The organism is Pseudorhodoferax sp. Leaf274, assembly GCF_001422445.1.
Taxonomy (GTDB): Bacteria; Pseudomonadota; Gammaproteobacteria; order Burkholderiales; family Burkholderiaceae_C; genus Pseudorhodoferax.
The window spans coordinates 25,020-44,482 of the sequence record NZ_LMNA01000029.1 but is presented as its reverse complement, the minus strand read 5'-3'; the positions used below and the strand labels follow the sequence as shown (position 1 = coordinate 44,482).

Annotated in this window: 22 protein-coding genes and 1 tRNA gene; 3 read left to right on the top strand and 20 right to left on the bottom strand. The window is 64.6% G+C overall.

The genetic code is table 11. The annotated features are described in order from the left end of the window. Positions 1 to 57: 57 nt before the first annotated feature. On the top strand, positions 58 to 960 hold the full coding sequence (galU, locus tag ASF44_RS25670; protein WP_056902115.1) for a UTP--glucose-1-phosphate uridylyltransferase GalU: 903 nt from the start codon (positions 58 to 60) through the stop codon (positions 958 to 960). 36 nt (positions 961 to 996) lie between these two features. Here the strand turns inward: galU and ASF44_RS25665 are convergent, their stop codons facing one another. The 3 genes from ASF44_RS25665 to cysM all read right to left on the bottom strand — a co-directional run bounded on the left by ASF44_RS25665 (position 997) and on the right by cysM (position 2,750). Further along, positions 997 to 1,224, bottom strand: coding sequence for a sulfurtransferase TusA family protein (locus ASF44_RS25665; RefSeq protein WP_056902325.1), 228 nt, complete (start codon positions 1,222 to 1,224; stop codon positions 997 to 999). A 41-nt stretch (positions 1,225 to 1,265) separates the two neighbouring features. Next, the gene (locus tag ASF44_RS25660) at positions 1,266 to 1,778 is read right to left on the bottom strand and encodes an NUDIX domain-containing protein (protein WP_056902114.1); all 513 of its coding nucleotides are present in this window, start codon (positions 1,776 to 1,778) and stop codon (positions 1,266 to 1,268) included. A 69-nt stretch (positions 1,779 to 1,847) separates the two neighbouring features. Next, positions 1,848 to 2,750: a cysteine synthase CysM gene (gene cysM, locus ASF44_RS25655; protein ID WP_056902113.1), complete on the bottom strand. Its 903-nt coding sequence runs from the start codon at positions 2,748 to 2,750 to the stop codon at positions 1,848 to 1,850. 42 nt (positions 2,751 to 2,792) lie between these two features. Here cysM and ASF44_RS25650 point away from each other — a divergent pair. Next, positions 2,793 to 2,877, top strand: a tRNA-Leu gene (locus ASF44_RS25650). Between the two features lie 124 nt (positions 2,878 to 3,001). After that, entirely contained in the window at positions 3,002 to 3,979 is a 978-nt protein-coding gene (locus ASF44_RS25645; RefSeq protein ID WP_056902112.1) for a hypothetical protein, read from the top strand. A 75-nt stretch (positions 3,980 to 4,054) separates the two neighbouring features. Here ASF44_RS25645 and ASF44_RS25640 read toward each other — a convergent pair whose 3' ends face one another. The 17 genes from ASF44_RS25640 to ASF44_RS25560 all read right to left on the bottom strand — a co-directional run bounded on the left by ASF44_RS25640 (position 4,055) and on the right by ASF44_RS25560 (position 19,462). After that, positions 4,055 to 4,402, bottom strand: coding sequence for a hypothetical protein (locus ASF44_RS25640; protein ID WP_056902111.1), 348 nt, complete (start codon positions 4,400 to 4,402; stop codon positions 4,055 to 4,057). Further along, positions 4,399 to 4,914: a lysis system i-spanin subunit Rz gene (locus tag ASF44_RS25635; protein WP_056902110.1), complete on the bottom strand. Its 516-nt coding sequence runs from the start codon at positions 4,912 to 4,914 to the stop codon at positions 4,399 to 4,401. The genes ASF44_RS25640 and ASF44_RS25635 overlap by 4 nt, the downstream gene beginning before the upstream one ends. Further along, complete coding sequence (locus ASF44_RS25630; protein WP_082525044.1) at positions 4,911 to 5,390, bottom strand: glycoside hydrolase family protein; 480 nt, start codon at positions 5,388 to 5,390, stop codon at positions 4,911 to 4,913. The genes ASF44_RS25635 and ASF44_RS25630 overlap by 4 nt, the downstream gene beginning before the upstream one ends. Beyond that, positions 5,387 to 5,695: a holin gene (locus ASF44_RS25625; protein ID WP_056902108.1), complete on the bottom strand. Its 309-nt coding sequence runs from the start codon at positions 5,693 to 5,695 to the stop codon at positions 5,387 to 5,389. The genes ASF44_RS25630 and ASF44_RS25625 overlap by 4 nt, the downstream gene beginning before the upstream one ends. After that, the gene (locus tag ASF44_RS25620) at positions 5,692 to 7,674 is read right to left on the bottom strand and encodes a right-handed parallel beta-helix repeat-containing protein (protein ID WP_056902107.1); all 1,983 of its coding nucleotides are present in this window, start codon (positions 7,672 to 7,674) and stop codon (positions 5,692 to 5,694) included. The genes ASF44_RS25625 and ASF44_RS25620 overlap by 4 nt, the downstream gene beginning before the upstream one ends. A gap of 9 nt (positions 7,675 to 7,683) precedes the next feature. Beyond that, positions 7,684 to 9,834 (bottom strand): hypothetical protein, encoded by a 2,151-nt coding sequence (locus ASF44_RS32440; RefSeq protein ID WP_162243871.1) that lies wholly within the window; start codon positions 9,832 to 9,834, stop codon positions 7,684 to 7,686. A gap of 2 nt (positions 9,835 to 9,836) precedes the next feature. Next, the gene (locus ASF44_RS25610) at positions 9,837 to 11,117 is read right to left on the bottom strand and encodes a hypothetical protein (RefSeq protein WP_056902105.1); all 1,281 of its coding nucleotides are present in this window, start codon (positions 11,115 to 11,117) and stop codon (positions 9,837 to 9,839) included. Position 11,118: 1 nt separating this feature from the next. Next, entirely contained in the window at positions 11,119 to 12,048 is a 930-nt protein-coding gene (locus ASF44_RS25605; protein ID WP_156374704.1) for a hypothetical protein, read from the bottom strand. Beyond that, the gene (locus tag ASF44_RS25600; RefSeq protein WP_056902103.1) at positions 12,035 to 12,511 is read right to left on the bottom strand and encodes a GNAT family N-acetyltransferase; all 477 of its coding nucleotides are present in this window, start codon (positions 12,509 to 12,511) and stop codon (positions 12,035 to 12,037) included. Before ASF44_RS25600 ends, ASF44_RS25605 begins: the two co-directional genes overlap by 14 nt. Further along, a complete protein-coding gene (locus ASF44_RS25595; RefSeq protein ID WP_056902102.1) occupies positions 12,508 to 13,107 on the bottom strand; it encodes an aspartyl/asparaginyl beta-hydroxylase domain-containing protein in 600 nt (199 codons plus the stop codon). The genes ASF44_RS25600 and ASF44_RS25595 overlap by 4 nt, the downstream gene beginning before the upstream one ends. A 132-nt stretch (positions 13,108 to 13,239) precedes the next feature. Beyond that, positions 13,240 to 14,175 (bottom strand): hypothetical protein, encoded by a 936-nt coding sequence (locus tag ASF44_RS25590; protein ID WP_056902101.1) that lies wholly within the window; start codon positions 14,173 to 14,175, stop codon positions 13,240 to 13,242. Next, a complete protein-coding gene (locus tag ASF44_RS25585; RefSeq protein WP_056902100.1) occupies positions 14,175 to 15,572 on the bottom strand; it encodes a packaged DNA stabilization protein in 1,398 nt (465 codons plus the stop codon). The genes ASF44_RS25590 and ASF44_RS25585 overlap by 1 nt, the downstream gene beginning before the upstream one ends. Then, a complete protein-coding gene (locus ASF44_RS25580) occupies positions 15,572 to 16,048 on the bottom strand; it encodes a hypothetical protein (protein ID WP_056902099.1) in 477 nt (158 codons plus the stop codon). The genes ASF44_RS25585 and ASF44_RS25580 overlap by 1 nt, the downstream gene beginning before the upstream one ends. Further along, a complete protein-coding gene (locus ASF44_RS25575; protein WP_056902098.1) occupies positions 16,049 to 16,354 on the bottom strand; it encodes a hypothetical protein in 306 nt (101 codons plus the stop codon). 9 nt (positions 16,355 to 16,363) lie between these two features. Then, the gene (locus tag ASF44_RS25570; RefSeq protein ID WP_056902097.1) at positions 16,364 to 17,104 is read right to left on the bottom strand and encodes a hypothetical protein; all 741 of its coding nucleotides are present in this window, start codon (positions 17,102 to 17,104) and stop codon (positions 16,364 to 16,366) included. After that, positions 17,101 to 18,555 carry a hypothetical protein gene (locus ASF44_RS25565; protein WP_056902096.1) on the bottom strand — a complete coding sequence of 485 codons (1,455 nt, stop codon included), beginning with the start codon at positions 18,553 to 18,555 and terminating at the stop codon, positions 17,101 to 17,103. Before ASF44_RS25565 ends, ASF44_RS25570 begins: the two co-directional genes overlap by 4 nt. Before the next feature lies 1 nt (position 18,556). Further along, positions 18,557 to 19,462: a putative Ig domain-containing protein gene (locus ASF44_RS25560; RefSeq protein ID WP_056902095.1), complete on the bottom strand. Its 906-nt coding sequence runs from the start codon at positions 19,460 to 19,462 to the stop codon at positions 18,557 to 18,559. Position 19,463: the final 1 nt, after the last annotated feature.

Genomic DNA, 19,463 nt, shown 5'->3' with positions numbered 1-19,463 from the left:
GGTACGCTGTCGCGCCTTGTGCTTCCCAATCCATAGAAAGAGAAAGTTTCCAACACCATGTCCAGCTACCAGAAGACCGTCACCAAAGCTGTTTTTCCTGTTGCCGGTCTCGGCACGCGTTTCCTCCCCGCCACCAAGGCCCAACCCAAGGAAATGCTGCCGGTGGTGGACAAGCCGCTGATCCAGTACGCCGTGGAAGAGGCCTATGCGGCCGGCATCCGGCAGATGATCTTCGTGACCGGCCGTAACAAGCGTGCCATCGAAGACCACTTCGACACCGCCTACGAACTCGAGAGCGAACTCGAGACCGCCGGCAAGAAGGAACTGTTGGCACTGGTGCGCTCGGTCGCGCCGGACGACATGAACTGCTCCTTCGTGCGCCAGCCGCGTTCGCTGGGCCTGGGCCATGCCGTGCTGTGCGCGGAACACCTGGTCGGCAACGAGCCCTTCGGCGTGCTGCTGGCCGACGACCTGATGATCGGACCGTCGGGCGGCACGCCGGTGCTGGCGCAGATGACGGACGCGTTCAGCCGCCTGGGCACCTCGCTGCTGGCCGTGCAGGAAGTGCCGCTGGAGCAGGTGCGCCGTTACGGCATCGTGGCTGGCGAGAAGATCACCAACATCGAAGGCGGCCGGCTCACGCGCGTGAGCCACATGGTGGAGAAGCCGGCACCCGAAGCCGCGCCCTCGCGCATGGGCGTGGCCGGTCGCTACATCCTGACGCCGGCCGTGTTCGGCCACATCCGCAACCAGGAGCGCGGCGCCGGTGGCGAGATCCAGCTGACCGACGGCATCGCCGGCTTGCTGAACACCGAAATCGTGCATGCCTTCGAATACGAGGGCAAGCGCTTCGACTGCGGCAGCAAGCACGGCTTCCTGGAAGCCACGGTGGAACTGGCCCTGCAGCACCCGGAAGTCAGCAAGGGCTTCCGCGAATACCTCAAGACCCTCGCGATCTGAGGGACGGGCGCCGGTGCCCTGCCCGGGCGCCGCGCCTCAACGCCGGCGCAGCACGTGGATGAACTCGGCGCCGGCGGTGTTCTGCTGCACCAGTTCGTTGCCGGTCTGCTTGGCGAACGCCTGGAAGTCGCGCATCGAGCCCGGGTCGGTGGACACCACGCGCAAGAGCTGGCCGCTGTCCATGTCGCCCAGGGCCTTCTTGGCCTTGAGGATGGGCAGCGGGCAGTTCAGGCCGCGGGTATCGATTTCCTTGTCGATGCTCAGATCGTTGTCCATGGGGCTCCTCGAAATGCGGCGGATTCTAGTCAGCGCTCCAGGTACTGCGGCGTGATGCCGCGCGAGAGCAACCACTTCGCCAGGGCTTGCCCGGTGCCGGCGCGCCAGCACTTCACGTCTTCCAGCGCATAGAGCCGGTAGTCCACGAGTTCCGGCGACAGCCGGACCTCGCCGTGCGCCTGCGCGTGGTAGGCGATGATGACCTGGTTCATGCGCTGGAAATCGTAGACGCCCACCAGGTCCAGCGCGCTGACCTCCAGCGCCGTTTCCTCCTGGATCTCGCGCCGGATGCCCTCTTCGGGCGACTCGCCGGCCTCCATGAAGCCCGTGATCAGCGCGTACATCTTGCCGGGCCACGCGGCATTGCGCGCCAGCAGCACCTTGCCTTCGTACTCGATGATGGCGGCCAGCACCGGCGTCGGGTTGTTCCAGTGCGTGTAGCCGCAGGACGTGCAGCGCAGGCGCTCCTTGGCGCCGCCGTCCTCCAGCGAGGTGATCCATTCCAGCGGCGTGGCGCAGACGGGGCAGAACTTGAACTGCATGGGGGTGATCCTTCGGTACCTTGCGCTTCGCGCGACGGTGCTGACCGCCTCCGGGCGGCCGGGTGGCGGTCAGGCCGGGAAGACGCCGGTGGACAGGTAGCGGTCGCCGCGGTCGCAGACCACGAACACGATGGTCGCGTTCTCCTCGCGCTGCGCGACCTGCTGCGCCACCCAGCAGGCACCCGCCGCGGAGATGCCCGCGAAGATGCCCTCTTCGCGCGCCAGGCGCCGGCACATCTCCTCGGCGTCGTCCTGGCCCACGTTGACCGTCTCGTCGACCAGCGAAGCGTCGAATATCTTGGGCAGGTATTCCTGCGGCCACTTGCGGATGCCGGGGATGCGCGAGCCCTCGCTGGGCTGCGCGCCGACGATCCGGATCGCCGGGTTCTTTTCCTTGAGGAAACGCGACACCCCCGTGATGGTGCCCGTGGTACCCATGGCGCTCACGAAGTGCGTGATGCAGCCCTGCGTGGCTTCCCACAACTCCGGCCCCGTGGTCTCGTAATGGATGCGCGGGTTGTCGGCGTTGGCGAACTGGTCGAGCACGCGGCCCTTGCCGTCGCGCTGCATCTGCTCGGCCAGGTCGCGCGCGTACTCCATGCCGCCGCTCTTGGGCGTCAGCAGCAGTTCGGCACCGAAGGCCTTCATGGTCTGCGCACGTTCGATCGACAGGTCCTCCGGCATGATCAACACCATGCGGTAGCCCTTGATGGCCGCGGCCATTGCCAGCGCGATGCCGGTGTTGCCCGAGGTGGCCTCGATCAGCGTGTCGCCCGGCCGGATGTCGCCGCGCTCTTCGGCGCGCCGGATCATCGACACGGCGGGCCGGTCCTTGACCGAGCCGGCCGGGTTGTTGCCCTCGAGCTTGCCCAGCACCACGTTGCCGCGCGTCTTGTTGTCGGCAGCGCCGATGCGCTGCAATGCCACGAGCGGCGTGCGGCCGATGGCGTCTTCGATCGTCGGGTATTGCATGGCCGCACTGTGCCATAATTTCGGGCTGCCTTCGCTGGCTATGCCCGGGTGGTGAAATTGGTAGACGCAGGGGACTCAAAATCCCCCACCGAAAGGTGTGCCGGTTCGATTCCGGCCCCGGGCACCACTTACCTAGTTTTAGATGGTTTATGTCAGTCTAGGCTAGCATTCCTCCCTAGAGAGGAGCGAACAGACCAGTTAGCTCTGCGAACAACTCTTCGCACAAAAAGCGAACAAGCGGAGCGAACACGATGGCGTACATTGGCCCTTTCCGGGATGGTTGGCGCGCCCAGGTCCAGAAGGACGGGGCTCGAGTCTCGAAGACTTTCAAGTACAAGCGAGATGCCCAGGCGTGGGCGCTCGAGCAGGAAAGCAAGAAGTCCTTGCGGCGGGATCGGTCTCTTGGCCAAGCCTGCGAAAAGTACCTAGAGACAGCGAGCGCAGAGAAGCGCAACGCGGTCGAATGGGAGCGCCGCAGGTTCGCGGCCCTACGCGCCTACTTCGGCGACGACATCCAACTGGCAGACATCACCAGTGAGCGCATGGGCGAGTGGCGGGACTCGAGGCTAAACGGCGTCGAGGACCCGGACCCAGAGAAGGTGCGCAAACCTGTCTCCGGCTCCACCGTGCTCCGTGAGGTGAACCTCTACCGCAACATGTTCCGGCTGGCGGTGTCCGAATGGAAGTGGCTTGAGCACAGCCCCTTTGAAGGCGTCCGCTTGCCGAAAGAGGCCGAGCCGCGCCAGGCCGTTTGGACCTGGCTGCTGATCCTTCGCATTCTGAGGGCGGGCAAGCGAACGGGCGGCAAGACGCTCGAGGTGACCCAGGCCTTCCACATAGCGCTGCGCACGGCCATGCGCTTACAGGAAGCCCTGGCTGCCCCGGCGAACTTCGACGCCAAGAGGCGCGTTGTCACCATCCCGCCGAGCAAGACGAACCCACGCCCGGAAGATATCCCTGTGACCCGCCAAGCGCATCGCGTGCTCGCGAAGATGCCGAAGAAGCTCAAGGTCGAACCGAACGAGGCCAGCACGCTTTTCAGCAAGCTTTGCAAAAAGACCCTCATCGAGGGCCTCGAATTCCGGGACTCTCGAGCAACTGCGCTGACCCTGATGTCCCGCAAGATGGACATCCTGACGCTTGCCAGGATCAGCCGACACCGCGATCTCGATCTGCTCCGGCGGGTGTACTACCGAGAGTCCGCCGAGAAGATCTCTGCCCGTCTTTAAAGAAAAGGCCCCGGACCTTCCCGCCCGGGGCCTGTGAAGATCGGGTTTGAGCCGATCAGGAGACACCCCGCGAGATCAGGTGAGCGGCGTGAAGCCCGTGTCCGTGGGCTTCTGCATCAGTTGGTCGAGGTCGATCCGCAGCGAACCATCGGGCATCAACTGGCCGCGCGGAAGGATCCGGCCAGGCGCGCGCATAGCTCGGATATAGCGAACGCCGCGATCCATCAGGGCCAACCCCAGGGCACGCCAAATTTTCCGGTTGCTGCTGCCGTACATCCCATGCAGCCACACCTCATCCGGGGCTGTCTCCTGGCCAGTGCAGACCAGTTGAAAGTCGGCCATGAGGGGTAACCCCTCCTCCGGGTATGCCCGGATGATGAAGGTCGGCAGCAGGGGCAGCTCTTGGATGCGAACGCGGCTCATGGCTTGTCTCCCGCGGCAAGTCGCCGCATGTAGTCTTGCAGGGCTAGAAGCTGAGCCTGCTCAGTGATCAGGGCGGCGCGGAGATCCCAAAGCTCCTGTCGAAACGCTGCAGGGATGTCGGCGGCTTGAGCATCCACGCCGGAGGAAGCGGTGGCGCTGGGCAGACTTGGGGCGGCTGCGGGTCGCGGGCAGGTGGCTGGGATGCGCATCCCACCAGAGCCAGCAAGGTCACGAGCGCGACGAGCGTCGTTGTCGGCGAGTGCATGGTCTTTCTCCTCGGATCGTTGGGCATCGATGGCGGCGGCGTATCGGTACTGGGCTTGCTGCGCAATGACGGCGGCATCGGCCACGTCCTTCGCGCGCTCGGCGAGGCGCTGCAGCTGCACCGCATGAGCGGTCTTGGTCTGGAAATGCGCCGCTTTCTCGGTGGACAGGCGGATGGTCTGCACGCCTGCGAAGCCGGCCACTGCCAGCAGCGCTAAAGCTCCAAGCTCGCGCGCGTACGGGATCACCCCTGTCTCCAGGTCAGGCAGAGGGCTTCGCGCTCTTTGGTTCGCTTGGTCAACCCAGGCAGCTCCACGAGAACGCCGGCCACGCGGGACTTGTTCCACCGCGGGTGCTGTCTGCATGCCTCGTCGTAGCGCTTCTGGTCCAACAGCCGGGCCAGGGTGCTGTTCGGCCTGTCGCAGGCCATACGGGTCCCGCCGTTGTAGACCCCATCAGCCAAGCTGGCGGCGATGGGCACGGGCAGGCCCGGTTGGCAGCGCTCGACCGCGGCCACGGCCTGGGCCATGTCTTGGTCCAGCAGCGCCTTGCACTCGTCCATGGTCCGATAGCTCTTGGCGGTCACATCTGGCCCGGTGTGCCCGTAGCAGATCGTGAGAATGCCGGGTGGGTCTCGGTAGGCCCATTGACGAAGACCTTCAGCCGGGACCGCAATGGCTGCTGCCAGAACCGTGATGGCGGCTGTGCGTTGTGCGGGGGTCAATCGTCATCCTCCCCGAGGCCGCCGAAGTCGGTGAGTGGGTTCCGCCCGTTCCGCAGCCACTCCTGGCGCATCTCAAACAGCACCCGGTCGCGCGCCTCTTTGGCAGCATCCGCCCGCTCCGCCCTCTTCTCAGCCTGGCGCTTGTAGTACCAGTTCACCAGGAAGCCGCCAACCGCCGCCAAGATGCCGACCAAGACGGCGAACTCGTTGGTCAACAGAACGCCCCAGATGGTCAGACCCGCGCCGCTGTAGGTCGTCTTCGACGCGACGCCGGCAACCGTCAGCGCGGCTTCTTCTGTCTTCACGGCAGCACCAGAATTCCGGACAGCACCAGCACGGCACCATTGGCCCCTGGGTATCCGTTGTCATACCTTCGCAGTTGCAGAACCCCGGCGTTCATCAGGCCCATGACCGCCACGCCGGACACGACGGTTTCGCGCCCGCTCAGACTGCCACTCACCACAGGGAATGGGAGAGACACGGTGATGACGCCAGCGCCCGTGCCGTTGGTGACGATTTCCACCGTCAGCGACACCAGGACCAACTTGCCCATGCGCTGGTAGACCATGGTGGCGTTCGAGGATGTGATCGCTCCGCCAGCCGAACCGATGACCGGGGTGAAGGACTCGACCTCAACGCGAGACAGCAGCGACGTGCTGTTGCCGTTGACGTAGACCAGCTTCTTGCAGCTGTTGCCCTGCACGATCATCGTCGCCGTGGGCTTGTCCAGGTAGATGTCGTGCGTGCCCGCCGTGGATTGGAAGATGTTGTCCTTGACCGTCGCAGCGGCGAGGTCCACCACCGGCCCGAGGTTCACAGCATTGCGCCCGACGTAGCCGAAGACGTTGGAGTTGACCGTAAGGATCATCCCTCCAGAAATCGGGCCGCTGGTCAGCAGATTGACCGCATCGCAGGCGATGTTCTGGAAATTGTTTGCGGTGATGCTGACGTTCTTGCCGTCAGCAACCCACACAGCCCCGTTACTCGGCGCGGCGGCGTTGTAGCCGATGTCCGAGAAGTCGTTGCCGACGATGTGCACGCCGGCCGTGAGCTGCAAGAGGATCCCAAGACCACCCGTTGCATCGGTGCCGGTGCCCGTTGCTCGGCCGGTGTTGGTGAACTTGTTCCCGACGATAAGCACCTTGTCCGTCTTGAAATCGTCGGACCACTGGTACATGTGGATGCCGCCCCCGTACGTGGCTTCCATCGTGTTCCCGGATACCGTGCCAGACACGGCCCCGATCAGGACGATCCCACCACCACCGTGTGCAACGTTGGCGCAGTTGATGTAGTTGCCGGTGATCGTGAAGCCGGTCAGGTACGGAGCGCCCGAAACATCGTTCACCAGTGCGATGTTGTCGTCGGCGTTGTCCAGAACGATGTTGTTGGCGATGACGATCTGGCTTGCGCCGTCCGACAGGTGGATGCCGTCCGCAAGGCAGTTCTTGACCGTGTTCTTCATCACGATCACTTCGCTGACGTTCTGCAGCCACATGCCGGCCGAGGCAATGCCGCTGACGTGGCAGTTCTCGATCACCGCACCCTTGATGTGCTTCGTGTCGTTGAACACACAGATGCCGAAGCCCGAGTCGCCCCGGACCAAGCCGGTGCCCTGCATGACGATCCGAAGGCCGCGTGCCTGGAATCCGTCCTCTGTGGCACGAATGCAGTGGAAGTAGTTCGCGCTGGGCTTGGGGTACAGGATCGTTGCACCGTAACCCTCGACATGGGTGTTCGGCGAGGTGAAAGCCAGGCTGTCCACCACGGTGTAGGTCTTGCCAGGCGTCAAGCGCAGGGTCTTCCCGGCTGCAGCGTTGGCCGCTTCCTGCAAGGTTGGGAAGTCATCGGCGCTGATGATCTCGCGCGCCTTGGCGAGCAGCGTGCGGATGACCGCGTTGTAGCCGTCCTGCTGGAATGAAACCATGTCCGCGCCCTTGCCCGTTCCGACCCCCAGAAGGTCAGAGCGCAACGTGTTGATGAGGCTGCCAACGCTGAACTCCTGAGAGGACTTCGCGTAAAGCACCTGCACCTTTTTGGAGTTGCGCACCATCATGGAATGGTTGGTGGCCGCGTAGACAAAGGCGGGCGCCCCGTTGCGGGCCAACATGCCGTTCTTGGTGCGCAGTGGCTGTGCTGCCGGCTGGGTCAGGGCCGAGTCCCAATAGACCGAAATCGGCGTCGTCTCTGGGTTCTGGTTCTCCGCCCCGATGTAGACGTAGCCAGCATCCAGCGGACGGCCGTCAAGCTCGAAAAACTGCGGGTAGGGAGATTCGATGGCGAGCATGGTCAATCCTCAGTGGAGGGTCGGCTGTGGTGCGGGTGGTGCGGTCGGAGCAGGGCCAGGCGCGCGGGGCGGCTTGCTCTGCGTGTCGTTCAATGCGTCGGAGATGCGGCGGCGCAGCTTGGCGTCCTTGATGTGGTTCAAGGCCAAGCGGGAGATGGAGGCGACCGGAACCGGCAGGCCACTCATGCCCACCATTCCGGCGTCGGCAAAGGCGGACAACATCGTGGCGGCCGTGTTCGACAGGTTCACACCAGCCTCGGGCGGGACGGTCAGCGTGTACTGCGCCAGATCGTTGATGTCACGCATCTTCTGGGCGCCTTGCTTGCCGAACACGAAATCGAGACGGCCGTCTGCGTCCAGCTCGCGGATGGCCTTGTCCAGCTTGGCCGGTGACACGACGCGATTGCCTGCCGCGTCGGTGGCCACGTTGCCCGTCGCTTCGTCGCGGATGTGCCGCACGGTTGCGCCCTGCAATTCCTTCCACGCCTGCTGACCCTCGGGACCGCTGCGATGCAGGACGCGGCGCGTGTTGCGCACGTCGTCGAGGCTGCCGCGCAAGATCGAATGGCTGAACACGTCCTCCAGAGCCACTTGGCGGTCGGCCATGCCCTTCTTGGTGTTCAACAGCTTCGCAATGGAGGCCCGGTCCTCGTAGTTCTGAGCGAACCGTTGCCGCAGAGCACGAGCTTGTCGGTAGAGGTCGCCGCCAGCTCCCTCGGTCGCCTCATCGATTAGGCCCTTGATGATGGTGGCCTGCCGGATGTTCGTCGGCTCCATGTCCGTGTTGCGGTTGATGGCCTGGCGGAATGTCTCAGCCGACTTCAGCGTGACGCCAGACACAGCAGGACGGTTCATCAGCGAGTCAGCAGGCCGGGCGGCAGACGGGACCAACCGGCCGCCCTGCTCCTCAGCAATGCCCAGGCGCACCGCCAGGTTGCGCGCAGTCGTCAGAAGGGGCGCGGTTGCGGCCTCAGGGGCGGCCTCGTTCAGATAGTCCACCATTGACACCAGCGACACCGGGGCGCGCATCTCGCCCGCTTTTTCAGCGTTCTTGTAGGCCACGCGCATCTGGGCCTTGTCGCGTTTCACCTGCTCGACCAAGGCCTTATCCACGGCGATGCCGGTCGCGCGCAAGGTTGGGGCCTGGGCGCCTGTCTCATCGACGCCCCCCTCCAGGACGGTCAGGATGTGGTTGTTCTGGGCGTTCGTACGCTCGCGCAGCAGATTGCCTGCGTCGGGCATCTTGGCCGTCTCGCGCTCGAACTTGAGTTGCGCCGGGTCGCGCGTGGCCTGGCCGCGGGTCAAGGCGGTGTCGCCCGTGAAGCCCAGCGTCTCGGCAGTCGCACGGCGCTGAGTGGCCATGTCGGTTGCTGCGGCGTTGACGCTGCCACGGGTGCCAGGCGTGGGCCGGGAATCGTCGCGCGTGATGGCCTCCAGGGCACGGCGCGGCAGAGTCGTCGCTTTGCTGGCCGCCAACTGGGCCACGCGTGAGCCTGCATCAATGCCCGATGCCACTGCGGAAGCCCCGGCCTCGCCCGCCACAGCCCGCCCAAGGCCCTCTGCGCCGGCACGGGCCACCACCCCAGCAGGAGCAGCATTGCGCGCACCAGCGGCGGCCGGAGCCACGCCCGGCAAGATGGGCGCAACCGGGATCAGGTTCTGCATCACCTCGCCAACAGCTTGGGTCTGCGATTGACCGGACGGCGTGCGAGGCGCGTAGGTCAGGGCTTGGGCGCCGGACTGTGCCGACTGCTCCACCAGCTTTGCGGCCTCGGCGGTGCCGAAGTTGCCCGACAGGATCTGCTCTGCCAGCCCCTTGAGCGTGCCGCCGATCATGCCCAGGGCACCACCGGTTGCGCCGGTCGCAGTGGCCAGTGCGGCCTCACCCGTGCCGATGGCGCGATCCACCAGGCCGACATCGGGCGCCGGGCGGGAGTTGCCATCAGACGGCGGGGCGACAGGGGCGCCAGCGGTCGGGATCTGGCCTACTGCCGAACCCGGCGAAGTAGCCGACCCTGCAAGGTGCGAGATGACCTCGCCATCGGAGTAGCCGGCTTTCTTGGCTGCGGACAGGTCGAAGCCGTCACGCTGCGCTAGATGCGAAGCGATTTCCGCATCGGTGTACCCAGCCTTGCGCGCGCCTTCGATGTCGAATGCCATGTTCAGCGCTGGAAAGAGGACAGTGGCGGCCGGGCGCCAGGTGCTGCGGGCGTGTCGGGCTTGCCGATGTCAACGCCTGTGCTTTTCGCGATGTTCTCGCGGCCCTTCATTAGCAGTCGGCTTGCCTCGTTGAGGTTCGCGCGGAACTGCGTTTCGGACTGCTTGCGGGACAGGTTCTGCAGCGCAGACTGAAGCTTTTCGCCCTCGGCGTTGGACAGTGCGCCCATGCCCTTGATGTTGGGGATCTGAGCGAGAAAAGCCTGCGATCCAAGCGTCTCGATCAGGGCGATTGCGTCGGCGCTCTGGTCGCTGCCCATGTCGGGGAGGCGGCCCTCAATGGAGCCGATGACCGAGTTCAAGCGCGGGTTCTGCTGAATACGTTGGATCGTGTTCAGCATGTTGTCGATGTTGGTCGCGCCGGCCTCGGCAGTGGAGACCTTCTCGCGCAGCTTGTCGTCGCGCTTGCTGATGGCGTCCTGCAGCTTCAGGCTCAGCTCCTGCCGCTGGATGTCGCTGTTGGCGCGGCTGGTCGCAGCGTTCATCGCGGCGATGCGCGAATTCATCTTGGCGATCTCGGTGTCGGCGGCCCACTTCTTGATCTGCTCCTCGCCCATCTTCAGGTCCAGCACAGCCTTGGACTCGGCGAACTTGGCGCCCGTGGTGGCGGTCTTGGCGTCCGCCGTCGCCTTCTCCATGGCGGCTGGGTGCAACTCTGCCGAGCGCTGCTCGCTGCCGAACTTGGCCAGCGTCTCGGCAGCATCCTTGCCGCGCGGGTTTGCCGACAGCTGGGCCTGGATGACGGCAAGGCCAAGCTGGGGGTTTTGCTCAAGCGCAGCAGCATTGGCACGCAAGGCCTGGGCTTCGCGCGCATCTCCAGACTTCTCCACGAGGTCCGCGCGGTCCTTCATCTGCTGGGCCGCCAAATCTGGTCGGCCGCTCTTGATTGCGGCGCCCCACTGCAGGAGGTTCGATGCGTGCGACTGCTGCTGTTCGTCGTTGCGCATCGACCAGACCTTGGCCATGCTGTCGGCGTTCTTGGGGTCACCCAGGAGCACGCCCATCCAGTCGTCAGCAGTAGCCGCCGAGCCCTTCTGCGTCAGAGCCTGAACCCGGGCTTGCTGCTGCTGTTGGGCCTGCAATGCCGCCTGCTGCTGCTGGATCTTGACCTGCTGCGCCTGCTGGTCCAGTTGGTTGGACTGGATCGTGTTGCCGATCTGGAACCCCTGCAGGGCGGCCTGGAACGGGTTGCCGGACTGGATGGAATAGTCGAAGGGGCCAGCCATGTCAGAACGCCGGCAGGCCGGTGCCCGAGAAGTCGATGCCACTGCCGCCGTAGAGATTGCTCGGCAGGCTCCAGCCAGAAGGGGCTGCACTCCTCGCCAGAGCAGATTGCAGCGCATACCCGCCCGCAGCGGAGTTCGCAGCATTGGCGATGCCCGCCCCCTGCCCGAGCGCAGCACCGGCATTCGCCGATCCCATCTGCCCCAGCAAGTTGGAGATGTTGTTGCCCGTGGACAGGTTGGCATTCCCCACCCCTGCCGCCGCGTTTTGGCTCAGGCTTGTGATGCCCGACAGCTTGGAATACTGGTCGTTGATGACCTGAGCCAGCAGCGCAGGGCTGAACTGCGCCAGCGCGGCCTGCGTGTTCCCGCCGCGTAGCCCGCCCGTGGCTGATGCGTTCTGCAGGATGCTGTTCTCGCCTTGCTGCAGGAGGGACGTGAACAGTGGAGAGGTCTTCAGCGCGTCGATGGACGTCTGCTGCGCGCCATTGCCATTCAGTCCAAGCAGATCCTGCTGCGCCTGCAGAGAGCCGCCTTGCCCTGCCGTTGCAGCCGTCAGCGGCATCTGCCGGCCCTCCGCCTTGCCGAACCGGTTGTAGTGCTCCTGCGGGTTTTGGCTGTAGTACGGATCGGCCGCAACGTCGGGGTTCTGCGCCAGATATGCCTGCGCGTCGAACTGGCCACCTGGGCTTGCGGCAGTGCCGGCGCCGGCCTGCACAAACGGGGACAGAAGCTCGCGCGTCGCCTCAAGCTGCCGCTCCTGCATCGCGATGCTGGCGTCGGCCGCCTTGTTCTGCGACTTGGCTGCTTTGCTGGCGGCGCTGGAGGAGGCGACACCACCGATCACACCAGCCCCCACCACGGCGGCAGCGACAGTCAAGGCTCGTGCTTGCAGCCCGTCTTCCGACCATCGCCGAGTGTCACTCTTGCGCATGGGCGTCCTCCTTCAAGATCTTGGCGTACAGGTACTCCACACGGCGGTAGCCCAAGCGCTCGAAAAGCTTGCTCATGTCCAGATGCACCTTGGTGCCCGTGAACAGCTTCTTCACGCCGAGCGCGCGCATCTCTTTCTCGACCCGCTGGAACAGGCGAATGCCGGTGAAGCCTTGCCGGTACTCGGGGGCGATCCAGTAAACGTCCGTGATGCCGTGCAGGGTCGATGCGTAGTGCAGATGGCCGGAGACGATGGCGACGTGGTAGCCAATCAAGGCGCCGTCGTTGCGCGCGGTCACGATGTGCAGCGCGCCGGCATCGTCCAGTTGGGCGTACTTCGCCTCATCGATGTCCAAGGGAACATCGGCGTGGTTCAGCGCGATCTCGCGCCAGTGCCGCACCAGCAACGGCAACATTTCCGGGCGGATGTCCTTCCAGCGTTCGACGGCGTAGACGGCAGTCATTGACTGCACCTCGCGTCCATCACCAGGTGGATGCGGTCCACATCGGAGTTGTTGACGATCTCGTGTTCGAGCGCGTTGTTGAACCAGAAGACGGCGCCGGTCTCCCAATACGCTTCTTCCTTTTCGCTGCGGAACTTCACGCCGGGCGCGCTCTGCAGCACGACGTGAAAACGCGAGTAGTACCGGCAGTGCTCAGGCGTGTCCTCGTGCGGATAGATCACGCCGCCAGGGGCAATACGGTTGATCATCACGCGGCCCAGGCGCTCACCGCGCACCGCGGCAAACACGTTCATGACGATTTCGCGGGCCTCGGGAAGCTTCGCGTAGGCCGGATAGTCGGTGGACTCGTGCTGGTCGTGGCCCGGAAGTTGATTGGCCTTGTACAGGGCAACCTTGCGCTCCTGCTCGGCCTGGTCGTCACCCTCGAACACGACCTTCTCGGGGAAGCGGAGCATGATCGAATCAACCATGCCGAACGGACCTTGCGGGTAGTGCCGCAGGAACGTGTCTTCAGTCCAAAGCTCGGGGCGTCGGGCAATCGCCAGCATGAGCGGTGTCACGTTGACACCTGTGGCGATCCGCATGAAGTTCCGCATGTCAGTCACATCTCCCTGTCGGGGTTCTGTGAGCTGCTGGCGGCTCGTTGAAGATCTCAGCTAATCGCGCATGCGCGACTGGGGCGGATTATATGGCGCAGGTATCGAGCGGCGCAACGCCATACGCACGGGCTATAGCATCGACCCCGACATCCATGTGTTTGCCGGCGCACCCGAAGTGCCCTGTGCCCCGGACGCACCGTGATAGACGCGCAGGTCGTAGACATCATCCCCGTCCGGGACATCCATGCAGCTCACGGCGACACGCACGCTGCTGGCAGAGGCCCGCTCCGCATTGCCACCTGCCTTGAAGATCACACCGTTCTTATAGATCGCCACATCCACAGGAGCAGCCTCGGTCATTGCCAGAAGGACCGAGCCCTGAATCAGCACGGGCCGGCCGGCTGGCGGCGTCCAGGCGGAAGACGCGAAGTCGCCGTTCAGGTCGAACAGCTCGGTGCTCAAGTTGACCTTGGTGAACGCGCCGGCAGGAATGGTCTGGAGCACAGCGTTGTTGTGCGCGCTGAAGGCGGAAAGAACAGTGACACCGGTTCCGCCTTGGCTCACACCGAGCAAGCCCCCCATGCTCCCCAGATCAAGGCTTGGCTCGTCAATGTCGATAGACGGGTTGCCGTCCGCACCGTCGCCATACATGACCTCGATGCGCGACGATCCCGCTTGAATGGCCCTCAGCTCGGCGCCTGATGCGGTCTTGGCGACGATGCCATTGCCGGTCAGTTGAGACAGAGCCGCCAGGAAGGCCTGCAGCCGCAGTTGGAATGCGTTGCCTGGCCCGCTATCGGTCGTTGCCAGCCCAGTGCCAACCGTCAGCCCGCGCGCGTTCGGCAGCGAGGGTGTGACGCTCAACAGGAGGAACTGTTGGGTCTTGGTTTCCTCTGCGATCTCCAGCGCGTCGGTCGCCTTGTCCAACGCTTCAGCGACCGCCTCGGGGATGCCGATGGCGACATCCTGCGACAGGTCGCGCAGTTGGGTCTGAAGCCTGGGCAGCTTCGTCAGTGTGGCGATCAGGTCGGCAGGGATTGCCCCCGTGCTGCGCATTGTTGCCATCAGGCCAGCGCCTCGATTTGCGCCTCAAGCCGAGCAACGGACAAGTGCGCGTCGCTGGTGCCGCGGAACTTCTGCATGCGGTAGTTGCGGAACTTGCCCTGTCGGCGCCACGCGATGCGCTTGTTCCGCTCGCCCTGCTTTCCTGCAGCAGTCGGCCGCTCCTCGCTCCAAGTCTGACCGTCAAGGGAATAGCTGGTCCAGATGACCGGATCGGCGCCAAGAGGAACGCGCCCAGGAAGCACCACGAGTTCCAATTCGTTGATGATCCCGCCGCGCCCCTCGTTGTAGAGCATCTGCGTGCCGAACTCCCACCCGATCACGGCGCCGTAGTGCGTGGACACATCTTGCGTCAGAACACCGATCCGTCCGCTTGTGGGGTCGCCCACCATCCATTGGTCGTAGGACCAGCAGATGTCGCGCGCTTGGTAGACGCCAAGGCCAACCACACTTGTCGTCAGAGTGAACCAGACCGGCTCGCCGACCACCACGGATGCGGCGGCGTCGTAGACCAGCGTCTGATCCGGGAGATGGATCAGCAGCAGTTTGTGCGACCGATCGACGCGCGCCTCCAGAACGACTTGGGACAGCTGCTCTTCGGTGTAGCCCTGCAGGATTCGGTCCGTCTCGGCGGTGGCGATCTGGACGGTCGAACCGCTGTTGATCAGGTAAAGGGAAGGAGCCTCACCCTTCCCAGAACCCAGGAACGCGATGGTCTCGGCGAACAGACACGCGGCATGCGTACCAATGGCACCGCGGGGCACCTGGGCGCCGTCGATGCGCTGGAATGGGAAGTTGTCCCCGCCCACGTTGCTGAACACTTCGGTGGTGTAGCGGTTGAGTGCGTAGATCTCACCGCGCAGCTTGAGCAGCGGCAGCACCGGGTCGGGGTCTGCTTCGGAACTGCCGTATTTCAGCGGGTTGACTGCATACCTGTCGTTCAACTCGGTGACCGCCAGCGTGACACCATCGGTCGCCATCCAATAGCCATCGACCCAGACCACATCGTTCACGGTCCCGATGTCGGGGTCCGTGACTCGCGTCAGTTCCGAACCGTCCCAGTAGTGCAGCTTACCGTCTGAGGCGATGCCGAGCACGTCGAAGGAATAATCCATCGTGACGGGGCCAGTCCCGCCAACGTCACCCAGCACCGTGACTGCGCCGTCACGCTCGACACGGCACAGCTTCGTGCCCATCACCCGGTACTGCACGCCATCCCAGACCATGACGCCGCGCGTTGGGCCCGGGCCGGTTCCGAACAGCTTGATCCCATCACCAGGGCGCAGGTAACCCTTACTGATCCCCTGGGGCTTCGGCACCGGGACCATGTTGCGCGGGTAGCTGGACCGGAAGTCTGGCGACTCGTCGGTGTAGATGCCGTTGATGATCGGGATCTGCATCAGCCAAACGCCTGGTAGGCGCTCCCGTCGAAGTACACCCGGCGTGTGCCGCCGAGCAAGATGGACAGAGTTGCGCCAAGCGCAAGGCCTGCGATGGTGAGCGAGAACAAATTCAGCGTGCCGGTCATCTGGATCTCGAACTGGCAGCCTGGCCAGGCGAGCGCAGGGCTCAGGGTCAGCGTGCGGTTCGCCGTCAGCGTGTTGTCCAATCGGATGATGCTTGGCGTCTTCAGAGGCAGGAGCGTGGCATTCTGGTTCGCCGACATGGAGCCTGGCCAGAATGGGCGCACGGGTTGCCAAAAGTAGGAGCCGCCTGCCATCGAGCACAGCAGTAGGTCGGTTTTCGAGCCAAACAGGTCGGACACGCGGGCGTATGAGCCCAAGTTGTCAGTGCTCGCGGTGGGCAGCGTGTCAACCGTGTAGGTCCCGGGCAAGATCACCGGGCCGGTGTATGGCGGCAAAAACCCGATGTCCATCTAGAACCCCTGCCCTGCGATGATCTGCAGCGTGGTCCCCGCCGCAGAGATGTGCGCAAGCCGGTCGTGCTGGCCGGCGTAGATGGTGCTTGCCACGCCTGGAGGGATGGGGAAGTCAGCAGCCGACGCCACGCCGTTCGCGCCAGAGTCTTTGCTGCTGAACGTGCGGACGTGGACCAAGCCAGTGCCGGTGTTGACGACACGCAGGCAGTCGGCGCCGCGGCCCGAAGGAATGCCGACCACTGCCGACACCGCGGCCGAGGTCACCACCTGGTTGCTGCCGTAGAGGGGTTGGAAGGGCTGCATCTGTCTCCCTCAGCGCCGCACGCGAGTGATAGCCCGAGCGGCGCAGCGCGCAATGATCGTGTGCCCGGAATTGCCAGGGTGTAGATAGTCGATGCTGGAGCCGTTGCTAGGAGCGTAAACGCCGGCCGCGACAAAAGCGGCCTGCGTCCAGACGTTGGCGCCGTACATCGCGCCGAATGCGCCATGCGCCGCGATGTCACAAAGCACATCGGCATACTCGCGGTAGCTTTGGCGCATCAGGTTGTTGGCGATGATCAATTGCGCCATGCGCGAGTCGACAGTGGCCTGCGGCGCCGAGACCGAGCCGAAAGGCTGCGTGGTGCAGGTGATGATGCGCAACGTACGCCCTGCAGACGCCGCTGCGGCCTTGCGAGCTAAGCAGTAGGTTTTCCAACTCGCATGGGCCGCCGCTCCGTTGTACCCATTGGCTGCAAGCTCGTTGACAAACTCAGAGCAGATCAGCACGTTGATCTTGCCAGCGACGAGGTTCGCATCAATAGCTGATGGGGCCGTCACCGACATCATCAGGCCCTCATAGCCAGCCCGCTCGGTTGCGATGGACTGGCCGCCCACGCCGCGGTTATTGATCGTGATTCCCTTGCCGGCAAGCGGATCCATCGTTGCCATTTGAGCCATCCACCACATGCTTGTGTCGGACGCGCTGGCGCCGGCCATGATGCTGTTGCCATGGCCGTGGATGACCATGGCCGCAGACGTGACGGGCGCCCGTGGATAGTCGATGCGTCTCATACGTTCCGGCCCAGGGCCGTCATGAGCGCTTGGAAATGGTTGTAGAAGGTGAGGCTGGTTGCCGTGGACAAAGTGGCGCCTGCGAAGTAGCCGCCGACAGAGGATCCAGCCTCCAGCGCCCCGCCTAGGGTGCCTGCCGCATTGCCACCGAGCACGTAGAGTTCTTGCGCAGGAGATGCAACCGTGACGGCCGTGGTGGTGCCGTTTGCCAGCTGAACGCCGTTCTTCGCCAGCACCAGCGAGTTCGCACTCAGGCGCGCGACATGCCACAGCCCTGCGACGAGGCCACCGGTAGCCGACACATGAGGCGTGTTCACGGCTGCACCCATCACACCCTGGATTGATCCTGCCGTTGGCGTCCCACTGGCGTCGAGGTTCCCGTTGATGCGGTACGACTGAGCGTTGTCAGAACTGCGGCATCCAATAATGGTGCGCAGCGTTGTATTTGCGGTTTGTGCGGTGCGCAGGTACGCGCCCAAGCTGGGCGTCTGCCCAGAAGGGGTGTACCCGGTGCGAATGTACCCGGTCCCGTCCGTGACCCATCCAGTTGCAGCGCCATATGTCACGCCGCCAGCGATGATGTCCAACGTCGCGCCGCCACCTACCAGCAGAGGCACCACGCGGGCCAGCGCATCACCCATAGGCACAGCCAACCGTGGCGCCCACGCCGACAGGTAGCCCGCAGCGTTGGCCGACACGAAGAACGCGTCAACTGCATCGCGCTCTGCATTGGACACCGTGCCGCCATTCGCCGCCACGCGGTTCATGTAGTCCGTGGTCTGGGCCTGCAGCCCACCCGATGCCACGACCGTGAATGGGGAGCTGGGCGAGCTGTCTACCGTTCCGGCGGTGTTGGTGGCGGTTTCGATGATGCGAAGCGCTTTGCCCACGTCGCCAGACACAGGCGTGTAAGCCGTGTTAGCGGTGCCAATCGGCGATCCGTCCAGCGTGGTGCGGAACGTCTTGGTGGGCGTCGGCGTGCCACTGACCGCACCGCTCGTGAACGTAACCGGCGACCCAACCGTTGCGGAAGTGACGGCAGGAGCGCTGCTCCACGACGGGGCCACCGGCGTCACGACTGGGTTGTTTACCAGCGGCTCGCTCCAGGCGTAGTAGACGTTCGTGCCGTCGTCGCACCACGCGTCCAGGCAGTTCAGCAGATTCGAGCCGCCGTTGTTGTAGCCAAAGGAATCGGCCCACTCGGTCGCCCCGGCGATGCTTGGGATGTTGCTGCCGTTGCTCAGGAAGTACAGGCGGCATCGGCCGCCCGCCATCCGCGTCCCAATGGTCAGAGATACCGCCCCGGCGATGGTCTGCCGTGGCATCACCTTGTCCCCGTCCAGGGGAATCACGGTGCTGTAGGGGATTTGCGAAACGCTGCCGCCAATGCCGGCGCGCAGCGTGGCCTGCTCGGCCGAGGTGAGAGGAACGCCGTTTCGAGTCAGTGCCATGTCAGGCCTCCAGATACAAGGGGGAACCGTCCAGCTCCAGCGTCCCGCCGTCGAGCATCAGCACGCCGGCAGCAGCAGAAACCGTGAGAGTGAAGGGGGGCAGGCTCACGACTGCGCCCAGTGCATCGATGACGCTCACCGTGATGCCGGAATACGCGCCTTCGATGGGGTTCGGCCAGGAAACACCCGAGACCGTGAAGACCATCCCGGAGGGCTGACCGGTGATGCTGCGCGTGTAGGGCTGGTCGCCGCCGATCACGGTCACATCGAAGGCGTAGGGAACGCCAACCGTTGCGCTGGTCAAGGGTGTGCCGGAGATTTCCAGAGGCGCGCCCTGTGGCTCGATCTCCATGCGGAAGGGGGCGAACAGCACGGATTTTCCGGTGGCGTCCGTGGCGATCAGCACGATCAGGCCCGTCTCACCGCCCACAGTCGGCGTGCCGTAGACCAGCCCCACGGTGGGATGGATCGTCAGGCCGCCAGGGAGGGAGCCGGCTGGGTCAGAGTAGGTGTACGGAGCCTTGCCGCCGCTGGCCTGGATGACGAATCCAGGGTACGGGACGCCCACCTCGGCGTTGAGCACGGGAGTGCCGGACACCTCCAGCGGGGGCGAGGTGGTGCCGCTGTACTTGAGTGCCCAGACGCCGTTGGCGCGAGCGTAGATGGCACCCGTCATTGGGTCCACCGCCATCCAGCCATCGGCCCCTGTTGCGTTGTCCGGCAGGCCATCGGACGTGATCACCAGGCTTGCCCCGGGCACAGCGCCTGGCGTCGTGAGCATCTGCCCCACGGTCTCGGCAATGGCGCTGATGGGCGCGCGCCTGCCCTGCCCGTTCTGCGGGTCGTAGTACGGGATTTGCGCCGATGCGCTGGGCACACCTTGATTGAGTCGATAGATCGTGTCCATG

What these genes read in the sequence shown, in the direction of transcription:
- galU (WP_056902115.1), top strand. Translation starts at nt 58, where the DNA reads ATGTCCAGCTACCAGAAGACCGTCACCAAAGCTGTTTTTCCTGTTGCC.
- ASF44_RS25640 (WP_056902111.1), bottom strand. Translation starts at nt 4,402, where the DNA reads ATGAGCCGCGTTCGCATCCAAGAGCTGCCCCTGCTGCCGACCTTCATC.
- ASF44_RS25590 (WP_056902101.1), bottom strand. Translation starts at nt 14,175, where the DNA reads ATGGCAACAATGCGCAGCACGGGGGCAATCCCTGCCGACCTGATCGCC.
- ASF44_RS32440 (WP_162243871.1), bottom strand. Translation starts at nt 9,834, where the DNA reads ATGGCATTCGACATCGAAGGCGCGCGCAAGGCTGGGTACACCGATGCG.
- ASF44_RS25645 (WP_056902112.1), top strand. Translation starts at nt 3,002, where the DNA reads ATGGCGTACATTGGCCCTTTCCGGGATGGTTGGCGCGCCCAGGTCCAG.
- ASF44_RS25595 (WP_056902102.1), bottom strand. Translation starts at nt 13,107, where the DNA reads ATGCGGAACTTCATGCGGATCGCCACAGGTGTCAACGTGACACCGCTC.
- ASF44_RS25580 (WP_056902099.1), bottom strand. Translation starts at nt 16,048, where the DNA reads ATGGACATCGGGTTTTTGCCGCCATACACCGGCCCGGTGATCTTGCCC.
- ASF44_RS25570 (WP_056902097.1), bottom strand. Translation starts at nt 17,104, where the DNA reads ATGAGACGCATCGACTATCCACGGGCGCCCGTCACGTCTGCGGCCATG.
- ASF44_RS25620 (WP_056902107.1), bottom strand. Translation starts at nt 7,674, where the DNA reads ATGCTCGCCATCGAATCTCCCTACCCGCAGTTTTTCGAGCTTGACGGC.
- ASF44_RS25610 (WP_056902105.1), bottom strand. Translation starts at nt 11,117, where the DNA reads ATGGCTGGCCCCTTCGACTATTCCATCCAGTCCGGCAACCCGTTCCAG.
- ASF44_RS25605 (WP_156374704.1), bottom strand. Translation starts at nt 12,048, where the DNA reads ATGCGCAAGAGTGACACTCGGCGATGGTCGGAAGACGGGCTGCAAGCA.
- ASF44_RS25600 (WP_056902103.1), bottom strand. Translation starts at nt 12,511, where the DNA reads ATGACTGCCGTCTACGCCGTCGAACGCTGGAAGGACATCCGCCCGGAA.
- cysM (WP_056902113.1), bottom strand. Translation starts at nt 2,750, where the DNA reads ATGCAATACCCGACGATCGAAGACGCCATCGGCCGCACGCCGCTCGTG.
- ASF44_RS25565 (WP_056902096.1), bottom strand. Translation starts at nt 18,555, where the DNA reads ATGGCACTGACTCGAAACGGCGTTCCTCTCACCTCGGCCGAGCAGGCC.
- ASF44_RS25585 (WP_056902100.1), bottom strand. Translation starts at nt 15,572, where the DNA reads ATGCAGATCCCGATCATCAACGGCATCTACACCGACGAGTCGCCAGAC.
- ASF44_RS25660 (WP_056902114.1), bottom strand. Translation starts at nt 1,778, where the DNA reads ATGCAGTTCAAGTTCTGCCCCGTCTGCGCCACGCCGCTGGAATGGATC.
- ASF44_RS25575 (WP_056902098.1), bottom strand. Translation starts at nt 16,354, where the DNA reads ATGCAGCCCTTCCAACCCCTCTACGGCAGCAACCAGGTGGTGACCTCG.
- ASF44_RS25560 (WP_056902095.1), bottom strand. Translation starts at nt 19,462, where the DNA reads ATGGACACGATCTATCGACTCAATCAAGGTGTGCCCAGCGCATCGGCG.